This window comes from Paramagnetospirillum sp. (assembly GCF_058402745.1).
In genome coordinates this window covers 264,816-283,528 of record NZ_JBZVFI010000017.1, presented here as the reverse complement: position 1 = coordinate 283,528, position 18,713 = coordinate 264,816, and the positions used below count along the sequence as shown (strand labels likewise).

Annotated in this window: 18 protein-coding genes; 7 read left to right on the top strand and 11 right to left on the bottom strand. The window is 65.3% G+C overall.

Annotation, left to right across the window (positions count from 1 at the left end; all coding sequences use genetic code 11):
- Positions 1–11: 11 nt before the first annotated feature.
- The 5 genes from ACV4UZ_RS15630 to ACV4UZ_RS15610 all read right to left on the bottom strand — a co-directional run bounded on the left by ACV4UZ_RS15630 (position 12) and on the right by ACV4UZ_RS15610 (position 3,700).
- Complete coding sequence (locus ACV4UZ_RS15630; RefSeq protein WP_491601716.1) at positions 12–542, bottom strand: hypothetical protein; 531 nt, start codon at positions 540–542, stop codon at positions 12–14.
- A gap of 92 nt (positions 543–634) precedes the next feature.
- A complete protein-coding gene (locus ACV4UZ_RS15625) occupies positions 635–2,062 on the bottom strand; it encodes a peptidoglycan-binding domain-containing protein (RefSeq protein ID WP_491601715.1) in 1,428 nt (475 codons plus the stop codon).
- A 222-nt stretch (positions 2,063–2,284) separates the two neighbouring features.
- Positions 2,285–2,698, bottom strand: a complete 414-nt coding sequence (locus ACV4UZ_RS15620) for a helix-turn-helix transcriptional regulator (protein WP_491601714.1) — start codon at positions 2,696–2,698, stop codon at positions 2,285–2,287.
- Positions 2,699–2,789: 91 nt separating this feature from the next.
- A complete protein-coding gene (locus ACV4UZ_RS15615) occupies positions 2,790–3,191 on the bottom strand; it encodes a hypothetical protein (protein WP_491601713.1) in 402 nt (133 codons plus the stop codon).
- 206 nt (positions 3,192–3,397) lie between these two features.
- Complete coding sequence (locus ACV4UZ_RS15610; RefSeq protein WP_491601712.1) at positions 3,398–3,700, bottom strand: hypothetical protein; 303 nt, start codon at positions 3,698–3,700, stop codon at positions 3,398–3,400.
- A 221-nt stretch (positions 3,701–3,921) separates the two neighbouring features.
- Here ACV4UZ_RS15610 and ACV4UZ_RS15605 point away from each other — a divergent pair, with 221 nt between their 5' ends.
- Complete coding sequence (locus tag ACV4UZ_RS15605; protein WP_491601711.1) at positions 3,922–4,170, top strand: CopG family ribbon-helix-helix protein; 249 nt, start codon at positions 3,922–3,924, stop codon at positions 4,168–4,170.
- A complete protein-coding gene (locus ACV4UZ_RS15600) occupies positions 4,167–4,451 on the top strand; it encodes a type II toxin-antitoxin system RelE/ParE family toxin (RefSeq protein ID WP_491601710.1) in 285 nt (94 codons plus the stop codon). The genes ACV4UZ_RS15605 and ACV4UZ_RS15600 overlap by 4 nt, the downstream gene beginning before the upstream one ends.
- Positions 4,452–4,781: 330 nt before the next feature.
- Here ACV4UZ_RS15600 and ACV4UZ_RS15595 read toward each other — a convergent pair whose 3' ends face one another.
- Both ACV4UZ_RS15595 and ACV4UZ_RS15590 read right to left on the bottom strand, forming a co-directional pair.
- On the bottom strand, positions 4,782–4,925 hold the full coding sequence (locus ACV4UZ_RS15595; protein ID WP_491601709.1) for a HepT-like ribonuclease domain-containing protein: 144 nt from the start codon (positions 4,923–4,925) through the stop codon (positions 4,782–4,784).
- Positions 4,922–5,299, bottom strand: coding sequence for a nucleotidyltransferase family protein (locus tag ACV4UZ_RS15590; protein ID WP_491601708.1), 378 nt, complete (start codon positions 5,297–5,299; stop codon positions 4,922–4,924). The genes ACV4UZ_RS15595 and ACV4UZ_RS15590 overlap by 4 nt, the downstream gene beginning before the upstream one ends.
- A 136-nt stretch (positions 5,300–5,435) precedes the next feature.
- On the opposite strand from ACV4UZ_RS15590, the gene ACV4UZ_RS15585 reads away from it, so the two are divergent.
- Genes ACV4UZ_RS15585 through ACV4UZ_RS15575 form a run of 3 tightly spaced genes read left to right on the top strand, consistent with a single transcriptional unit; the run spans position 5,436 to position 9,004 of the window.
- Entirely contained in the window at positions 5,436–6,329 is an 894-nt protein-coding gene (locus ACV4UZ_RS15585; RefSeq protein WP_491601707.1) for an SH3 domain-containing protein, read from the top strand.
- The gene (locus ACV4UZ_RS15580) at positions 6,330–7,982 is read left to right on the top strand and encodes a hypothetical protein (protein ID WP_491601706.1); all 1,653 of its coding nucleotides are present in this window, start codon (positions 6,330–6,332) and stop codon (positions 7,980–7,982) included. It begins immediately after the preceding gene.
- A gap of 8 nt (positions 7,983–7,990) precedes the next feature.
- Positions 7,991–9,004: an aq_1923 C-terminal domain gene (locus tag ACV4UZ_RS15575; RefSeq protein WP_491601705.1), complete on the top strand. Its 1,014-nt coding sequence runs from the start codon at positions 7,991–7,993 to the stop codon at positions 9,002–9,004.
- Positions 9,005–9,015: 11 nt separating this feature from the next.
- On the opposite strand, the gene ACV4UZ_RS15570 is transcribed toward ACV4UZ_RS15575, so the two are convergent.
- The 3 genes from ACV4UZ_RS15570 to ACV4UZ_RS15560 form a co-directional block, all read right to left on the bottom strand.
- Positions 9,016–9,378: a hypothetical protein gene (locus ACV4UZ_RS15570; protein ID WP_491601704.1), complete on the bottom strand. Its 363-nt coding sequence runs from the start codon at positions 9,376–9,378 to the stop codon at positions 9,016–9,018.
- A 135-nt stretch (positions 9,379–9,513) separates the two neighbouring features.
- On the bottom strand, positions 9,514–14,031 hold the full coding sequence (gene gltB, locus ACV4UZ_RS15565) for a glutamate synthase large subunit (protein ID WP_491601703.1): 4,518 nt from the start codon (positions 14,029–14,031) through the stop codon (positions 9,514–9,516).
- Between the two features lie 146 nt (positions 14,032–14,177).
- Positions 14,178–15,593, bottom strand: a complete 1,416-nt coding sequence (locus tag ACV4UZ_RS15560) for an NAD(P)-dependent oxidoreductase (RefSeq protein WP_491601702.1) — start codon at positions 15,591–15,593, stop codon at positions 14,178–14,180.
- A 246-nt stretch (positions 15,594–15,839) separates the two neighbouring features.
- Here ACV4UZ_RS15560 and ACV4UZ_RS15555 point away from each other — a divergent pair, with 246 nt between their 5' ends.
- Positions 15,840–16,637 (top strand): undecaprenyl-diphosphate phosphatase, encoded by a 798-nt coding sequence (locus ACV4UZ_RS15555; protein WP_491601701.1) that lies wholly within the window; start codon positions 15,840–15,842, stop codon positions 16,635–16,637.
- A gap of 1 nt (position 16,638) precedes the next feature.
- On the opposite strand, the gene ACV4UZ_RS15550 is transcribed toward ACV4UZ_RS15555, so the two are convergent.
- Positions 16,639–18,006, bottom strand: coding sequence for a glutamate--cysteine ligase (locus ACV4UZ_RS15550; protein WP_491601700.1), 1,368 nt, complete (start codon positions 18,004–18,006; stop codon positions 16,639–16,641).
- A gap of 163 nt (positions 18,007–18,169) precedes the next feature.
- Here ACV4UZ_RS15550 and ACV4UZ_RS15545 point away from each other — a divergent pair, with 163 nt between their 5' ends.
- Positions 18,170–18,712 (top strand): aspartate 1-decarboxylase, encoded by a 543-nt coding sequence (locus tag ACV4UZ_RS15545; protein ID WP_491601699.1) that lies wholly within the window; start codon positions 18,170–18,172, stop codon positions 18,710–18,712.
- The last annotated feature ends 1 nt before the right edge of the window (position 18,713 follow it).

Sequence of the window (18,713 nt, the reverse complement as noted above, 5' to 3'; positions counted from 1 at the left end):
CCGCGCTGAGGTCACGGGGCGGAGGGGCAAAGGCGCTCCCAGTCGATGGCCGCATTCATCAGGCTGTGGTCAAGACTGCGGACCAAGGCCGCATAGTCCTTGTCACCAAGGCGCCGGGATGGGGCGATGAGCTTCAGATGCACCATGACGCAGTATGGCCGTTGCGCGCCGATGTGATGCCACATGGACGAATAGAGTTCGGCGCCGTCGCCGTCATGGGCCATGGTCGTTCCCGTGACGTTGACGATGGTGTGCGCCTTGGAGGCGGAAATGATCTTCCGCGATGCCCCCGGATCGCCGGATTGCCCCACGGTTTCGGCCACAGAGGCGACCTCGGCCAGAAAGGCCTCGTCCGACTTAGAGGTGTCGTCGGGAAGCCGGAAGACATCATGATCGACCCAGATGGTCTCCATCTCCGTGTCGTCGCTCTCGTAGCATTCCCACATGCCATCCGGCTCGCGAACGCACTTCCAGGCCTGGGGAATACGGATGGTGACGGCATCCCAGAATGTGGCGGGTTTGAGCGGCTCGGGGAAACTCACGGATTCGGGCTCCTCGGTGTCGGGGGCTGCGCAGTGAGTTTCCGTCAAGTGTGGGGCAGATGGTAGAGGCCTTGTCGGTCCGCTGCTTCATATCACCGGCGGGGCGGCATCTGATGGGATTTCGGAATGAGGTAGACGTCGTGCCGCGCCCCCTGATCACGCTGGAGTAGGCGCCGGATACGTTCGGCATTGTCCAGTTCCCGTGGGGAGGGCTTGCCCGTTCGCGGATCGACATCCACCGTCTGAACGTGGACGAAATGGCCATCCTCGGTCTTGAAGGTCAGATCGGTATAGCCGCCGCGCGGCCGGCTGTCGCCCTCTCCGGGGGCAGGCAGGTTCTTCCCAGGGCCAGCCACATGGTGTTCGGTCACCTCCTGGTCCGATCCCTGGGCCCGCCCGCCCGCCACATGGCTCCATTCCGGATGAGCCTTCAGGATGTCATCTCGGACCGTATCGATCTGAGCCTTGGTCTCCGGCCGCTCGCGTCGCTGCTCCAGGATGTTCGCCCCAGGCTCCTCTTGCTGGATCGGGAACACAAAAACATTCGGGCGCGCCGGATCTGAAACGGGAGTCCCATAGCTATCCACCTTGATCAACGGCGGGATCAGTTCCGTCTTGGTGGAACCGGGCTTTTCAGGCGGCTCAATTCCGGGAAGAGGCGGCGTGGGATCTGCTGGCTGGCTTGGGGGCACTCCCTTGGTGGCGGCATCAAGAAGTGAGCCTCCGAGGATTGCCCCTCCGCCAATTCCCCCGACTCCGCCCCAACCCGATCCCTCCAGAATCCGCTTCCGGGGGTAGATCATATCCGCCGTATCCATATAGGCGAGGTCCGTACCTTTCGCCCCGGCCGCGCCTTGCCGAAAGGGACCGGAAGAGGAAGACGTGTCGCTCGCACGTCCCATATCCGCCTGTGCCAGCAAGATCCGGTTCGGATTTGGGCGCTGCCCGTCATTCCCCGCTTCCGGCAAGTCCAGCCTGGGAATCTTGGGCAGAGCGAAGGGATCGCGCTCCTCGCGGTGAGACGGCTGGGCGACGAAGGTCGGATCATCATATTCGCCCAACAAACCCTTCCGGGTACGACCGCCGACCTCGCCCTCCAAGGCCTTGATGGTGGGGCCTTCGGGCTTGAGCACACCATCGACCTCCAGTCCCTGATCCTTCTGGAACTTGCGGATGGAGCGGTCCAGGTCGGAACTGTGCCAGCCACTGGGGCCAGCCGCGTCCATTGGCTTGTAGTAACCAGCTTGGTCGAGAAAGGTTTCCACCTTGGCCACATCGGGGCGGTGATTATCGGTCCCGGAACCGCCTACGGAACCATGCAGCTTGAACGGTTCGTCGCCGAACATCTCGTCGATGCCGGCGCCGTTGCGCCAAGCCTGCAGGAAGGCAGGAAAACGTTGGTCGGCGGCATCGTCCTCGAAGCTGGAAGCCGTGATGCCCCAACTGCCGCCATCGGCGCCCAAGCCAGGGCTCCATTCCTTCTCGGGTACCTGGGAAAACAGGGATTGAAAGTCGAACATTCCTGACCTCCGTCAGCAGCATCGCTCATTGCGCGTGATAAATTGCCTAATAGAACAAAGAGCGAACTCGCGTCAAGGTATTTTTGCCTCACTGTCGCGCAAATACGGATTTTATGCCCATTATACCTTGCCGCCAGCGACTGCAAGGTGGGTGGCGCAGTGATTGGCGGCGTTGCCGCTGGCCTGCTTCTGGGCAAAGCCAGCGGCAAGATCGGCACGGCTCTACTGGGCGCGGCGGTAACCGTTCCTTGAGGCATAGCGCATCCATTTCAGCAGCGCGGCTGGAATGTCTTTGAAGACGGATGACAGGGGGGCGGTCACACCTTCGGCTCTCGAATCCCCATGGATTCGAGAATGCGCCGCACGTCCTCGAACATTCCCCAGATGGTGCCGCAGGTTCTCGACCGTCGAGTCCTGGGTGCGCTTTTCGACGAAATCCCGCAACGCCAGTTCGGAATAGCGCACGCAACGCTTTGACAGGTGGATGAATTTGGGGCCGCATCCTCGGACGCGCCAATGGGCAAGAGTCTGAGGGGCAACGCCAAGATAGGTGGCGGCCTCTTCCGGGGAGTAGAGCCGCCCCGCCAGGGCAAGCGGTATGTTGCCGGTGATGCACAGCTTCTTCTTGTATGCCATCGGGGATGCCCTCGTGTTGTTGAAGGCTTCCTATGATGTTCATGAATGGATGGCAGTCACGCAAATCACCCGGAATTTTAGACGGCGATTCTTAGGTTCCGGATTTCTCTCGAACCGGCGTCAGGTCCAATAGCCGGATGTAGTCGCGATCCGCCAATTCGTTCGCCCGGTCAATGTCCTTGTCGATTTCTTCAACGCTTGGCTTGCTTCTGGGGCCGTGGATCAGGCGGCAAATCTCTTTCGCGGTCATGCTCTGCATCTGGGCATCTAGGATGCGCAGGTAGTCGATTTCCTCGGCGCTTTGCCAACGGGCCATGAACGCCGAGAAATCTTTCCGATAGAAGCGGCTGCGCCTCAAGAATTCCCAGCAAAGCTGCTCATTGCCGATGTACTTGTCATCATTCGGACCGAAGATGAAACGCTTATGCGCATCTGGATCGTGAATGTCTAATGGGGTGGCCGCATTCCGTCTGGTCGCCTCGATTTCGGCCATTCGCTGCTTCAGCACCGCTCACCCCCACCCAATTTGCCCTTGGACACCCGTACAACGCACGTTGTGTCAGAATAACCGGGCATCGTCATCCATCTCCGACAGATGACTTCATCAAAGATATTTGATGATTTTCAGATGATTTTACGCTACAAGGATGCGTGGAACTTATTGAATATATGTGTGAGAGTGCGGTTATTCGCTTAGCTTCACAAGCTTACGACGAGGGTTCGATTCCCTTCACCCGCTCCAAGCATTTTGCGGCTTTCAGCCCCGTAATCCTGGAAATAGCTTGAATTTTTGGACCAATTTGGACCGCGCTGGTGGGCCAAGGTTGGTCCGGCGCGTCCGCCCGGCTCGTGATTCCGGAGGCGGAAATGGCGACCATTGACCAACGCGGCCCCCATCAGTTTCGAGCCCGTGTGCGCCGGAACCATGGTGCTGGAAGCCTGCGCGACCAGTTCGTGGTCGTGGCTGAAGGCGGCGGTCATCATCAGCCTGGAATCGGCCATGCGTCAGTCCGAACTCGCCGGCCTGATCCGGGATCGGATCTCCGCGACAACGAGATCATGGCCATCAGTGGCCACCTGCGGCCGGAAATGCTGAGCAGATATACGCACCTGAGAGCGGATCGACTGGGAGGGCGGTTGGGATAGGAGGCCGCTTCACCCTTGCCTCAGTGCGGCGCGGAAACTACATTGTATTCGGTTGTATTCTTACAGGTCCCGCCGCCATGCAGAAAGATGTGACAATCACCGCCCGCATCGAATCCGAGCTGTCCGACCGGCTGAATCGGCTCGCGAGCGTCCAGGGGCGGAGCAAATCCTGGGTCGTGGGCAAGGCGCTGAAAGCCTACCTCGATGCCGAATTGGCCTTCGTCGAGGCGGTCGAGGATGGCTTGGCCGACATGCACGAGGGGCGCACCATTTCCCACGAGGAGGTCGTTGCCCGCTTTCAGTCCCGTTTTGGAGCGGCTGAGTGATCATCCGCTGGACCCGAAAGGCGGAAGCCGATCTCGCGGATCAATGCGATCATATCGCCAAGGATGATCCTGTCCTTGCGGCCCGGATCGGCGGCGAAATCTTCCGCACCATCCAGGGATTGAGTGATTTCCCCCTGCGCGGCCGGCCCGGTCGTGTCGATGGTACCCGTGAGTTGGTCCTGGCCGGATTGCCCTGGATTGCTGTCTACGCTGTCACGGACAGCATCATCGTGGTTTTGCGCCTGCTCCACGGAGCGCAAGCCTATCCGCCCGAGTCGTAGCAAGCGTCAGCACAGGTTCTTTGTTCAATCCCGCCAAGAGCGCTGGATTGCCCTCCACCGACTTCCCGGCTTAACCCATCCCCCCTTCCGACGTACACGGGGACCCGGCCCTCCCGTCGGAGTGCGGAAATAAGTACGGCCTTCGACTTCCAAAAATGGCCGTTGCTCATCCATAGCCAGCCGCTGAATCACTCTCCGGTAGCGCCTTCCGTAGTGCCCTTGAAAGGCGCTCCGGGTCCGGCGATAAGCGCCTGCCAGTGTCCTCGTAGGACACGCCGATCTCGCCCCTGAGTACCGCCACCGGTCGGTAGTGCCGATGGTCTCTGCCCGTCATGGAGGCGGCGCCCGCAGCACGGCGAATTGGGTCTTGCGGTCCGCCGCGAAGGACTCCGCCGTCATTCCCGCCACGAACGCCTGGGCGTCGCGGGCATAGTCCAGCATGTCGGCAAGGCAGGCGGCCGGATCGCGTGTCACAGGGGCACGACCTCGACCAGCACATCCACGTCGCTGTCCTCGCGCCGCTCGCCGCGCCCATACGAGCCGAACACCCCCATGGAGCGGCTGGGGTAGCGGCGGCGCAGATCGGGCTGCAAGGCGCGAAGCTGGGGCATGATGTCGTCAGGGGTGCGCATGGCGACCTCGGCCGGAAAGTCCTCTTCCGACTTGGCGGTGTCGTCGGGAAGTCGGAAGACATCATGATCGACCCAGATCGTCTCCATTTCCGTGTCGTCGCTCTCGTAGCATTCCCACATGCCATCCGGCTCGCGGACGCATTTCCAGGTCTGGGGAATACGGATGGTAACGGCATCCCAGAATGTGGCGGGTTTGAGGGCTTCGGGGAAACTCACGGCCTCGGGCTCCTCCGTGTCGGAACAACAGGTGTGGTCGGTCCTATTCGCCGCATGAATGCCTTTCAGGGTCGCTTGACGCCCCCGGTTCGGCAAGAGATAGTTGCCGGCAAATTTTCATATCTCGGGGGAGATCATGGCATTTTTCGGCACCTCCAGGCTGGGACGGATGTCCCTTCTGGCTTCGGCGATTTGCGTTCCGGTCGTGCTGACCGGGTGCAAGACGGCGGAAACGGCCTTCGACAATGACTGCAAGGTCGGTGGTGCGGCGATCGGCGCGGTGGTGGGCGGGGTTGCCGCCGGCCTGCTGCTGGGCAAGGCCAGCGGCAAGATCGGCACCGCCCTCCTGGGCGCGGCGGTGGGCGGTCTGATCGGCCAGCAGATCGGCTCGCTGCTGGATTGCCAGGATCGCCAGGCCGTCGATGCCAAGACCGCCGAAGCCGTCGCCAACGCCAAGGACGGCGAGACGGTGCGGTGGAGCAATCCGCAGACCGGTGCCTCCGCGGTGATCACCCCCCAGGAAACCAAGACCGAGCCGCGCACCGTGGCGCTGGTCCGGGAAAAGCGGGTGGCTCCGCTGCCCAGGCTCGAGCTGATCGGAGAAACCTGGGAGGCGAAGAAGGCGGCAAACGTCCGCACCGCCCCCACCACCGATGCCGAAATCGTCAGCGGCTTGAAGACGGGTGAGACCTTCACCGCCGTCGGCAAGGTGGATGGCAGCGACTGGATCGTGGTCGGGCGGGGCAAGCGCACCATCGGCTACGTCGCGGCTTCCCTGGTGCAGAAGTCCGCTCCGGCGGCGGTGGCCGCGGCGGCTCCCGCCGCAGGCGTGCGCCCGGCGGTCAATCTCGACGCGGTGGAAAAGGATCGCGCCGTGGATCTCGATGCCGCCAACACCGTCACTCAGGAGGTCAACACCGCCTCGACCTGCCGCACCATGGACGTCAAGGTGACGGCAAAGGATGGACAGAGCGGCCAGCAGAACGTGAAGGCCTGCAAGGGCACGGATGGCGCCTGGGAGATTCTGTAAATGCGCGATCGCGTGGTCTTGGCCGCCGCCGGGCTGATCCTGGCGGCGGAGCCGGTCTTGGCCGCCGACCCGCACCGCCTGGCATTCTCCGAGAAGATGGGCGTCGAGGTCTTCGCCCAGCCCGACGCCACCGGGAAGTGGTGCCGGCCGGCCCTGTCCCTGTCCCTGATGCTCAAGGACAGCAGTCCGTTGCTTCAGGGCGGCGTTCCCGAATTCCTGCCCAAGCTGGCGCCGGTACTGGCACAGGAATGCCCGGCTGCGACCACTTTCGCCGCCGCCGCCTACAAGGCGTCCGATCGCTCGCCGGTGGGGACCACCTATACCGCATCCAAGGCGGCAGGATGGGCCGCGACGCCGGTTCAGGCGGCAACGGCGCCAACGGCTGGACCAACGGTCGCGCCAACGGCCCCCGCCGCTCCGGCGCCGGTTGCGCCCCCGCCTCCGGCCGCTGCCGTCGCGCCCTCTCCCGTTCCGGTTCAGTCGGTACGTGACCTGGCGGACCCGGTCGGCTATTGGCCGCTGATCGTCCGCTACGCCAGGGAGTACCCGGCGGCGGCGGATGATGCCGGCACGGCATCGGCCTATGCGCGGGCCATTGATTGCCGCAATTACGCCGCCGTCGCCAAGAACGAGTTCCGCCTGACCGACTATCTGGCCAAGACCAGGGCGACCTTGATGTCCGAGCCGCTCAAGCCCTATGTCCGTTTGGTCTTCAACGCCAAGTTCGGCCAGTACGATCAGGCGGCCGGATCTTTCGAGTTCACCCCGCTGCCGGACGGCTTTTCCTGGGAACAGCCCTACCAGTATTGCGAGGGACTGAACCCGCGATCGGCCATCGTGCGGTTTGCCGGCAGCTGGGCGGCGGGAAAGTCGGTCTTCGGCCTGCCGGCCAATGTCGATGCGGCCGAGGCTCTGGTCGATCACATCAACCGTCGCCGCCACGGTACCCGCGAGGTGTATCTGGAGGTCATCGCCAGACCGGCCTTCGTGCCGGCGACACCTGACGGCATTGCCCACGTCACGTTCGAACTGGTCGAGGCGACCGCCTATCTCGACCGCGAATCGGCCAAGGTGCTGCATACCTATGGCGCCGACGAACTGGCCAAGGCCGCCAAGGCGCGCGAACAGGCTCTGGCGGCGGCGGCCGAGGCCCGGCGCAGGGCGGAGGAAGAGAAGGCGCGCCAGCGCGCGGTCCAGCAGCAGCGCTATCAGGCGGAAGCCGATCTGCGCACCCTTCCCAATGCCGGTCACGCGGCGCGGGTGGCCTATTTCCATGACGGCAGCCGCGCCCTGTCCAGCGTCAGCACGACGATTGGCCGCTCCGTGGTCCAGGACAAGCCGCAGCCTGCCGTCTTCATGGTGAAGGCGGCAGGCAGCGGCGCGTCCTCGGTCGAGACCACGTGGCCTGGGCGTCTGAAGCTCGATCTGGCCGGCGGATTGCCGGAACTGGTCAAGGGGCAATGGTACGTGGTGTCGGGCGACCTGCGGGCCGACAATGCCGACAAGGCGGACGGCAAGCCCTATGTGGGACGACTGGCCGTGCGGGCCGTGTCGGAGTGCCGGCAGGATGGTTGCGCCGATGCCAATGACGTGCCGGCTCTCATCCGGCGGCGTTATCCCGATCTTTCCGCGCCAGCCGGCAGCATTCAGTGAGCGTCGCCATGGAAAAGTCCAAACTCGTCAAGCTCGCCGCTGCCGGAGCCGCCGCCCTGGTCATCGCCGGGTATTTTGGCCTGCAGTCTTGGGCCAACGACAAGGCGGATCGCGAGATCAAGCGGAGTCTGATCAGCGTCGACCTCGACCGCGCCATCCGCTATGGCAGTGTCAGCGCTTCGCTATTTGGACGTTCCGTGACCCTTTCCGACATGACCCTGACCGGTCCCGACGGGCGCGGCCCCAGGGTGACCGTCAAGACGGCCAGGATCTCGGACGTTGACACCCATCGCGAACAGCTGTCGGCGGCTCGCATCAGGCTTGCCGGCATTTCCATACCCGTGCTCGAAATCGCCCAGGCGCAGCGAAATGGTGTTTCCGACGCCAATCTCGAGCGATTCGTCGGCATGGGCTATCCCGTCGTGACCGGGGAAACGGAGTTCTATTTCCGCTTCGAGCCCGACAAGCAGCGTGGCGAAGTGGCGGTCACCCTGGATTTCGACGAGCTTGGGGGCACGTCCCTCAAACTGGCGCTTGACCGCATCGATCAACGCCTGGCCGATTTCGCCCGGCAGGCGCGCGATGCCGCCATGACGGACAATCCCATGCGTCTGCTTCACGACGCGCCGGTCATGGTCGATGCGCTCGCCCGTCTCGAACTTGCCGACCTGTCGGTCGGGATCAAGGATCGCGGCCTGCGCAAGCGCCTGCTCGTGGAAGTCGCGGAGGATGCCCTGGTGACCGAAGGTGCCGACGGATTGGCAGCGGCCTTGGGAGCGGAAGCGACGAAGGGTATCCGTCAGCAGCTTGAGCAGCAGCGTGTCGACCCGCGCCTGTCCGCCGACCTCGCAACCAAGATCGGCGAATACGTGGAGCGCGGCGGAGAGTTGAAGCTGACGACCCGGATAGATCGCCCGATTCCCCTGTTCGATCGGGGGGGCTTCCTCGGCATTCAGCCCGCTCCGTTCCTGATGAGTCTGGATCGCTTTTTCGCGCTGACGGGAGCCCGACTGGAGCGGTGAGGCGGGGTGTGTCAGCCGGCCATGCGCTGGGCGGGCGGGACGGCCTCCTGGCGGCCCATGTGGCCGATCCAGCGGCGGGCCAGGTTGACCAGGACGCGGCGTTCCAGGGTGTTTGGAATGCCGTCGCGCCAGGATTCAAGCAGACGGCGGGCCGAAGTGGCGATGGCGAGGTGGTCGCCGCGCGGTGCCGGGTCGTGGGCGAAATGGGCGTCGATGGTCCGCACCAGGGCTTCCAGCGCCTTTCCCACCACCTCGGGTGGCGCGCCCACCGAGCGGGCAACGTCGATTTCGTTGAGGATGCTGATGACCTGCCGGTGCTCGGCATCGGCCAGGGCATTCCCCACTGAAAACCGAGCATCCCAGATCGCGATCATCCCCATCAGCCCCGAATTCACCCTTTCTTAAGAGTGCCCCGGGAAGCCCGCAATTTTAAGGGGGGAAACGGGTAGCCGGAATGTCCGGCCGGAGGAGGGGAACCCTCCTCCGGCTAGGCCTTATTATGCTTCCGGTTATTCGGCGGCGGCGATGCGGTCGCGGCCCACCGGATGGGCGAGGCGGGACAGCATCTCCTTCGGCACCACCTGCCAGAAGCGCGGCAACTCGCGGTCCCAGTCGGCCAGCAGCGATTCCGCCCAGGCCGAGCCGGTGACGGCGGCGTGTTCCTGCACCAATGCCTTCAGCACCCCTTCCCAATGGGGCGTCTCGAGGCGCTGCCAGATGACGCTTTCCGGGTTGACCCGACGCGCGAAGCTTTCGTCGGCATCGTAGACGAAGGCCATGCCCCCGGTCATGCCGGCGGCGAAATTGGCGCCCACGGGCCCCAGGATCACGGCGGTGCCGCCGGTCATGTACTCGCAGCCGTTGGAGCCGCAGCCCTCGATCACCGTTTCGGCGCCCGAGTTGCGGACGGCGAAGCGCTCGCCCGCCTGGCCGGCGGCGAACAGCTTGCCGGCGGTGGCGCCGTACAGCACCGTGTTGCCGATGATGGTGTTGAGGTTGCTCTTGAGATTCGAGGCCACCGGCGGGCGCACGATGATGGTGCCGCCCGACAGGCCCTTGCCCACGTAATCGTTGGAATCGCCGAACACTTCCAGCGTCAGCCCCTGCACCGCGAAGGCGCCGAGGCTTTGGCCCGCCGAGCCCCTGAGGCGCACGGTGACGTGGCCCGGCGCCAGTCCGGTCATGCCGTGGCGTTTGAAGATCTTGTGGGAAAGCTTGGTGCCGATGGCGCGCTGGACGTTCCTGACGTTGTAGTCCAGCTGCATCTTCTCGCCGTCTTCGAGCGCCGGCCTGGCGTCGATGATCATCTGGGCGTCCAGGGTGTCGGGCACTTCCTGGGTCTTGTCCTCGACGCAATAGCGCGGGAAGCCGCCGGTGTCGGCCTGGGCCAGCAGCGGGTTGAGGTCGAGGTCGTCCAGGTGGCTGGCGCCGCGGCTGACCTGGTGCAGCAGGTCGGCGCGGCCGATGATTTCGGCCAGACTCCGCACGCCCAGGGAGGCGAGGATTTCGCGCACTTCCTCGGCGATGAAGCTGAACAGGTTGACCACCTTCTCAGGGCTGCCGGTGAACTTCTCGCGCAAGCTCAAGTCCTGGGTGCACACCCCCACCGGGCAGGTGTTGGAATGGCACTGGCGCACCATGATGCAGCCCATGGCCACCAGGGAGGAGGTGCCGATGCCGAATTCCTCGGCGCCCAGCATGGCGGCGATGACGATGTCGCGGCCGGTCTTGAGGCCGCCGTCGGTGCGCAGCTTCACCCGGTGGCGCAGGCGGTTCAGCGTCAGCACCTGATGGGCCTCGGACAGGCCCAGCTCCCAGGGCAGGCCGGCGAACTTGATGGAGGTCTGGGGCGAGGCGCCGGTGCCGCCCACATGGCCGGAGACCAGGATGGTGTCGGCCTTGGCCTTGGCCACGCCGGCCGCCACCGTGCCGATACCGGAGCGGCTGACCAGCTTCACCGTGACGCGGGCCTGGGGGTTGATCTGCTTCAGATCGTAGATCAGCTGGGCCAGATCCTCGATGGAATAGATGTCGTGATGCGGCGGCGGGCTGATCAGCATGACGCCGGGGGTGGCGTGGCGCAGCTTGGCGATCTCCACCGTCACCTTGAAGCCGGGCAGCTGGCCGCCCTCGCCGGGCTTGGCTCCTTGCGCCACCTTGATCTCGATCTCGCGGCACATGTTGAGGTACTCGGCGGTGACGCCGAAGCGGCCCGAGGCGATCTGCTTGACCGCCGAATTGGCGTTGTCGCCGTTGGGGCGCGGGCGATAGCGCTCGCGGTCCTCGCCGCCCTCGCCCGACACCGACTTGGCGCCGATGCGGTTCATGGCGATGTTGAGGGTGCCGTGGGCCTCGGGCGACAGGGCGCCGAGACTCATGCCCGGCGTGAGGAAGCGCTTCCTGATCTCGGTGATGCTTTCCACCTCGTCCAGGCTGATGGGCGTGCCGGCGGGCTTCAGGTCCAGGAGGTCGCGGATGGTGATGGGCGGCAGCCTGCGCATGCCGTCGGAGTACTTCTTGTAGGTGGCGTAGGAATCGGTCGCCACCGCCATCTGCAGCAGATGGATCAGGCTGCCGTCGAAGGAATGGGCCTCCGCCCCCCGGCGATAGCGGTAGAAGCCGCCGATGGGCAGGGCGGGGACCGGGCCGCCGAAGCCGGTGGCGTGTTGCTCCACCGTCTTCTTCTGGATGCCGGAGAGGCCGATGCCGGAGATGCGGCTGGTCATGCCGGGGAAGAACTCGGCCACCAGGGTGCGCGACAGGCCCACCGCCTCGAAATTGTAGCCGCCGCGATAGGAACTGACGATGGAGATGCCCATCTTGGCCATGATCTTCAACAGGCCCTGGTCCAGGGCGTACTTGTAGCGCCGGACGCATTCCTCCAGCGGCATGGAGCCGAACAGGCCGCGGCGCTGGCGGTCGGCGATGGCTTCCTGGGCCAGATAGGCGTTGACCGTGGTGGCGCCGACGCCGATCAGCACGGCGAAGTAATGCACGTCCAGGCACTCGCCCGAGCGCACGTTGAGCGAGGTCCAGGTGCGCAAGCTAAGGCGCACCAGATGGGAGTGCACGCCGCCGGCCGCCAGGATCATGGGGATGGCGGCCTTGGCCTCGCTCACGCCCTCGTCGGTGAGGATCAGATGGGTGCAGCCGCCCCTGACCGCCTCTTCCGATTCGCGGCGCACGCGGGCCAGGGCGTCCTTGAGCGCCTCGATGCCGCCCTTGGGATCGAAGGTGCAGTCGATGGAGGCCGCCGCCTCGCCCATGTACTTGCGCATGGCGGCGAACTCGGCGTTGGACAGCACCGGGCTTTCCAGCTGCAGCAGGTCGCACTGGCTTTCATCCTCGTCGAGGATGTTGCCCAGGTTGCCCAGCCGGGTGCGCAGGCTCATCACGCGGGACTCACGAAGCGAGTCGATGGGCGGATTGGTCACCTGGCTGAAGTTCTGCTTGAAGAAGTGGTGCAGGCCGCGATAGCCCGCCGAGAGCACCGCCAGCGGCGTGTCGTCGCCCATGCTTCCCACCGCCTCCTTGGCGTCCTCGACCATGGGGTGGAGGATCAGTTCCATGTCCTCCATGGTCATGCCGTAGGCGGCCTGACGGCGCTTCAGCTCGTCCGAGGACAATTCGGCGGGTTCGGGCGCGCCGGTCTTGACCAGTGAGTCCAATTCGGTGATGCGCTTGACCCAGGCCGAGTAGTTGCGGCGCGACGACAGCAGGTCCTTGATCTCGCCGTCACGGTAGAACTTGCCGGCGTCGAGATCGATGGCGATGGATTGGCCCGGGCCGACCCGGCCCTTCTCCACCACGTCGCAATCCTTGACCTTCACCATGCCGGTCTCGGAGCCGAGGATCAGCAGTCCGCCCTTGGTGATGGTGAAGCGCATGGGGCGAAGGCCGTTGCGATCGACGCCCGCCACCGCCCAGGAACCGTCGGTGGCGCAGATGGCGGCCGGGCCGTCCCAGGGCTCGATCACCGAGTTGCAATAGCCGAAGAAGGTGCGGTGGGCTTCCGGCATCAGGGCGTTGGAGCCCAAGCTCTCCGGGATCAGCATCTGCTTGACCAGCGGCGCGGGACGCCCGGCGCGGCACATCACCTCGAAGACGTTGTCGAGCGCGGCGGAATCGGAACCGCCCGGCTGGACGATGGGCTTCAGGTCGTCCATGGAGGCGCCGAACACCTCGTGCTCCATGCGCGGCTCGTGGGCCTTCATCCAGTTGATGTTGCCCGTCAGCGTGTTGATCTCGCCGTTATGGGCCAGCATGCGGAAGGGCTGGGCCAGACGCCAGGTGGGGAAGGTGTTGGTGGAATAGCGCTGGTGATAGATGGCGAAGCGCGACACGAAGCGCTCGTCCAAGAGGTCGGGATAGAAGCTGGTCAGCTGCTCGGCCAGGAACATGCCCTTGTAGATGATGGAGCGGCACGACAGCGAGCAGATGTAGAAATCGGTGATGTGGCTGGCCAGCACCCGCTTCTCGATGCGCCGGCGGATGACGAACAGATCGGCCTCGAAGCGCTCCTCGGGCGTGCCCAGGGTGTTGGCGATCATGATCTGCTCGATCTCGGGCCGGGTCGCGTTGGCCTTCTCGCCGATGATGGAGACGTCGACGGGAACCTGACGCCAGCCGTAGATGGAATAGCCGAAGTTGAGGATCTCGGTCTCGACGATGCAGCGGCAGCTTTCCTGCGCACCGAGGTCGGTCTTGGGCAGGAACACCATGCCCACCGCCAGCCGGCCGGCCGCCACCGCGTGCCCGGTGCGGGCCACGTGGTCCTTGAAGAAGTCCTGGGGGATCTCGACGTGGATGCCGGCGCCGTCGCCGGTCTTGCCGTCGGCGTCCACCGCGCCCCTGTGGAACAGCACGGACAGGGCCTGAATGCCGGCCTCCACCACGTCGCGCCGGGGCTTGCCGTCCAGGGCCGCCACCATGCCGACGCCGCAGGCATCGTGCGGGCTGGTGTCGATGCCGGCGGATTCCAGCTTGGCGGCGTTCTCCAGATACTCGGCAACGAAGGTGTTGCTCATGGCACTCTCCACAGGATTTTCTCTCCCCCGCAGGGGAATAACCACAGAGACACAGAGACACAGAGGGGGCACAGAGGAGAAGAAGGCTATTTTCTCTGTGCCTTCTCTGTGTCTCTGTGTCTCTGTGGTGATCTCACCCTTGCCGTCTATTCGGCCGCCTTCGCCGCTACGCCCGAGACGTAGCGATGAATGGCGTCCGCCGCGTCGCGGCCGTCCTTGATGGCCCAGACCACCAGCGAGGCGCCGCGCACGATGTCGCCGGCGGCGAAGACGCCCGGCAGGCTGGTCATCAGCGCCGCGTCGGTCTCGATGGTGCCCCATTTGGAGACCTCGAGGTCGGCGGCGCCGAACAGGGCGGGCACGTCCTCGGGGTCGAAGCCCAGGGCGGCGATGACCATGTCGGCGGGAAGCTGGAAGCCCGAGCCTTCGATGGCCACCGGGCTCTGGCGGCCCGAGGCATCGGGCATGCCCAGATGCATGCGGACGGCCTTGACGCCCTCGGCCTTGCCCTTGCCGGTGACGGCCTCGGGGGCGGCCATCCAGACGAATTCGACGCCCTCCTCCTCGGCATGGGCCACCTCGCGCTTGGAGCCGGGCATGTTGGCCCGGTCGCGGCGATAGAGACACTTCACCGATTTGGCGCCCTGGCGGATGGCGGTGCGCACGCAATCCATGGCGGTGTCGCCGCCGCCGATGACCACCACGTTCCGGCCCTTGGCGTCGAAGCCTTCGACCGTGTCGCCAAGGTCGCGGCGGTTCTGGGCGATCAGGTAGTCCAGCGCGGCATGCACGCCCGGCAAATCCGCGCCGCTGATCCCCAGCGGCTTGGCCTTGTAGACGCCGGTGGCGATCAGCACCGCGTCATGGCGCGAACGCAATTCGGCGAAGGAGACGGTCTTGCCGATCTCGATTCCGGTCTCGAACGTGACGCCGGCTTCGGCCAGCAGGCGGATGCGGCGTTCCACCACGTCCTTCTCCAGCTTGAAGCCGGGAATGCCGTAGATCAAAAGCCCGCCCATGCGGTCGTGGCGGTCGTAGACGGTGACGGCGTGGCCCTTGCGGCGCAGGGATTCCGCCGCCGCCAGCCCGGCGGGGCCGCCGCCGACGATGCCCACCGAGCGCCCCGTTTCGGCGCCGGGCAGCACGGGCTTGACCCAGCCTTGGGCGAAGGCGGTCTCGGTGATGTGCTTCTCCACCGCCCCGATGGTGACGTTGCCGTGGGTGGATTGCTCCAGCACGCAATTGCCCTCGCACAGGCGGTCCTGGGGGCAGATGCGGCCGCAGATCTCGGGGAAGGTGTTGGTGGAAGACGAGACGGCGTAGGCCTCCTCCATCCGGTCCTGGGCCACCAGCATCAGCCAGTCGGGCACGTTGTTGCCCAGCGGACAGTGGATGGAGCAGAAGGGGATGCCGCATTGCTCGCAGCGCGACGCCTGCTCGCCGGCCCGTTCGGGAGCGAAGGCGGTACTGATCTCGCCGAAATCCTTGCGGCGCTCGGCGGCGCCGCGCTTGTCGGGCTGGCGCTGATGGAGGTGGGTGAACTGCAGCATCTTGCGGGGCATGGCGAATCCTCGGGCCCTGGGGTCGGGGTGAAAATACGACAGAAACGGTGACCAATCAATGGGAATTGGACAAATTGGTCAGTATTAGTGACCTAAATAAAAAGGCACCCCTGCGTCACCTGAGGTGGTGGGGGTTTGGCGGGGCGGCGGTAGGAATTATTGGTCTCACATCGGACCTTTCCGTCTCCCTTCCGAGTCGCGGGCCTCGGTGCTATAAGGAAGCAGCCGCATACGGGGGGCACCCGAGTGACGTTCCTGGAAGTCCTGGTCGTGGCCCTGATTCAAGGGCTGGGAGAGGTGTTGCCTCTTGGCGCTGCCGGTTTTCTGGCGGCGTTGCCCCATCTGGCCGGGACGGTCGAGGGGCGGGCCGCCCTGTCGGTGGCGGCCCATGCCGGAATCCTGCTGGCCCTGATGGCCTATTTCTGGCGCGACGTTTGGGCCATGAGCGTCGGCCTGTGGCGGCTTGCCAAGGGCAAGCCCGATTACGGCTCCCATCTGCTGCTGCATGTCCTGGTCGGCACCGTTCCCGCCGCGATCGCCGGCTGGCTGCTGCTGGAGCAGGCCCGCGGCCTGGTGGGGCCGACCGGCGCGGCGGTCATCCTGATCGTCGGCGGCGTGCTGCTGTGGGTCTGCGACAAGCTGGGCGTCACCGTGCGCCGGGTCGAGCACATGAGCTGGATCAGCGCCGCCGGCCTGGGCGCCCTGCAGATATTCGCCATGGTGCCCGGCGTGTCGCGCACCGGCATCACCATCACCGCCGCCCGCCTGCTGGGCTGGGAGCGGCAGGCGGCCATCCGGTTCTCCATGCTGCTGGCCATGCCCCTGATCCTGGGGCACGGCGTCAAGACCTTCTGGGGCCTGGCCCATCAGACGCAACTGGTGTTCTCCACCGACCTGTTCATGGCGGCGGCCACGGCGGGATTGGCAGCGCTGCTCGGTCTGGCCGGCATGATGGCCTGGGTGGGGCGCAATACCTTCGCGCCTTTCGCCCTCGTCCGCATCCTGTTCGGCGCCGCGATCCTCGGGCTGGCCTTCTGGGGCTGATTCAGTAGGCGTATTCGCGGAAGATGGGATCCACCGAGCCCTGCCAGCGGGTGGCATAGGCCTCGAGCATCTCCTCGGCGGCGGTCCGGCCGCTTCGCGCCACCGCTTCGATGGGGTCGAGATAGATGCTTTCGTCGCGCCCCGAATCATTCAAGCGGTTGCGGGCCTTCAAGCCCTTCGAGGCCAGGGCCAGCACGTCCAGCGCCACCTCGCGCACCGTCCGCCCGCCGATGGTGGCGGCCAGCCCCTGGGCGGGCACGGCGGCACGCAGCGCGTCCCGTTCCCCGGCCGTCCAGCCCTTGACCAGCTCCCAGGCGCCGTCCAGGGCCGCGTCGTCGTAGAGCAGCCCGGTCCACAGGGCGGGCAGGGCGCACAGCCGCCGCCACGGGCCGGCGTCGGCGCCGCGCATCTCCAGGAACTTCTTCAGGCGCACGTCGGGGAAAGCGGTGGTCAGGTGGTCGGCCCAGTCGCCCATGGTGGGCAGTTCGCCCGGCAGGGCGGGAAGCTTGCCCGCCATGAAGTCGCGGAAGCTCTGGCCCGCCGCGTCGATGTACTTGCCGTCGCGGTAGACGAAGTACATGGGTACGTCCAGCATCCAGTCCACATAGCGCTCGAAGCCCATGCCGTCCTCGAAGGCGAAGGGCAGGCCGCCGGTCCGGTGCGGGTCGGTGTCGGTCCACACGTCGCCCCTGGCCGAGACGAATCCCGAGGGCTTGCCGTCCACGAAGGGCGAGGCGGCGAACAGGGCGGTGGCGACGGGCTGCAGCGCCAGCGAGACGCGCAGCTTCCTCACCATGTCGGCTTCCGAGGCGAAGTCCAGGTTCACCTGCACCGTGCAGGTGCGCAGCATCATGTCCAGGCCCTTGGTCCCCACCTCGGGCATGTAGCGGCGCATGATCGCGTAGCGGCCCTTGGGCATCCAGGGAATGTCGCCCCGTCCCCATTTGGGCTGGAAGCCCACGCCCAGGAAACCGATCCCCAGGCGGTTCGCCACGTGCTTGACCTGGGCCAGATGGTGGGTGACCTCGGCGGCGGTCTGGTGGACGTTGTCCAGCAATCCGCCCGACAGTTCCAGCTGGCCGCCCGGTTCCAGGCTGATGGCGGCGCCGCAATGGTCGAACAGGGCGATGACGTTGTCGCCCTCTAACACCGGCTCCCAGCCCAGCCCCGCCAGCCCGTCCAGCATGGCGCTGACGCCGTTCTCGCCCTCGTAGGGCAGCGGCTTGAGGTCGGTGGTGGAAAAGCCGAACTTCTCGTGCTCGGTTCCGATGCGCCACGCATCCTTCGGCTTGCAGCCGGATTCCAGGTACTCGACCAGCTGGTGCTTGCCGGCGATGGGCTCGCCGCTGGGCTTGGCGGGTGCGGACATGGGAGGAATTATCCTACTGAGCAACTCGGAGCCCCAGCAAACGACAGCGCGCATGAGGGCGTCAAGCACCGAATCCGCGCCTCTGCCTTCAATAAGATGTTGCGGAAGGGGGCCCGGTACGTTTACGTCACTGCACTATGCTGCAAGTTTGTTCCGGTGCCCCATGATGAAGATCATCCGCGCGAAGCTGCATGGCATTCGCGTCACCAATGCCGACCTCAACTACCACGGCTCGATCACCCTTGATCCCGAGCAGTGCGAGATGGCCGGCATCTATCCCATGGAATTCGTCGACATCTGGAACAAGAACTCGGCGGCGCGCATCTCCACCTACGTCATCTTCGGCGAGCCGGGCTCGCGCTGCTGCGTGCTGAACGGCGCCGCCGCGCGGACCTGCCAGAAGGGCGACGAACTGATCATCGCGGCGTCGGCCGATATTTCCGGGCCGGAGAAGCTCTACGAGATCAAGCCGCGCATCCTGACCTTCCTGCCCGACAACCACGTGGACCAGGTGCTGTACTACGACGTCTTCCAGAGCGAGAAGCGGCCCTACGACTTCCGCATCGTCGACGCCGACAAGCACACCATCGAGAGCTGCCACACCTGGCCCAACGTGGACGTCTTCAAGGTCCGCGCCGATCTGGCCGCCAAGGGCTGGAACGAGGCGGAGATCGATTCCTTCATCAAGTCCCACTTCTCCCTGTGAC

Bases quoted from the DNA above. Each gene is read 5' to 3' on its own strand.
- ACV4UZ_RS15625 (WP_491601715.1), bottom strand. From the start codon at position 2,062: ATGTTCGACTTTCAATCCCTGTTTTCCCAGGTACCCGAGAAGGAATGG.
- ACV4UZ_RS15620 (WP_491601714.1), bottom strand. From the start codon at position 2,698: ATGGCATACAAGAAGAAGCTGTGCATCACCGGCAACATACCGCTTGCC.
- ACV4UZ_RS15615 (WP_491601713.1), bottom strand. From the start codon at position 3,191: ATGGCCGAAATCGAGGCGACCAGACGGAATGCGGCCACCCCATTAGAC.
- ACV4UZ_RS15610 (WP_491601712.1), bottom strand. From the start codon at position 3,700: ATGGCCGATTCCAGGCTGATGATGACCGCCGCCTTCAGCCACGACCAC.
- ACV4UZ_RS15605 (WP_491601711.1), top strand. From the start codon at position 3,922: ATGCAGAAAGATGTGACAATCACCGCCCGCATCGAATCCGAGCTGTCC.
- ACV4UZ_RS15585 (WP_491601707.1), top strand. From the start codon at position 5,436: ATGGCATTTTTCGGCACCTCCAGGCTGGGACGGATGTCCCTTCTGGCT.
- ACV4UZ_RS15580 (WP_491601706.1), top strand. From the start codon at position 6,330: ATGCGCGATCGCGTGGTCTTGGCCGCCGCCGGGCTGATCCTGGCGGCG.
- ACV4UZ_RS15575 (WP_491601705.1), top strand. From the start codon at position 7,991: ATGGAAAAGTCCAAACTCGTCAAGCTCGCCGCTGCCGGAGCCGCCGCC.
- ACV4UZ_RS15570 (WP_491601704.1), bottom strand. From the start codon at position 9,378: ATGATCGCGATCTGGGATGCTCGGTTTTCAGTGGGGAATGCCCTGGCC.
- gltB (WP_491601703.1), bottom strand. From the start codon at position 14,031: ATGAGCAACACCTTCGTTGCCGAGTATCTGGAGAACGCCGCCAAGCTG.
- ACV4UZ_RS15560 (WP_491601702.1), bottom strand. From the start codon at position 15,593: ATGCCCCGCAAGATGCTGCAGTTCACCCACCTCCATCAGCGCCAGCCC.
- ACV4UZ_RS15550 (WP_491601700.1), bottom strand. From the start codon at position 18,006: ATGTCCGCACCCGCCAAGCCCAGCGGCGAGCCCATCGCCGGCAAGCAC.
- ACV4UZ_RS15545 (WP_491601699.1), top strand. From the start codon at position 18,170: ATGATGAAGATCATCCGCGCGAAGCTGCATGGCATTCGCGTCACCAAT.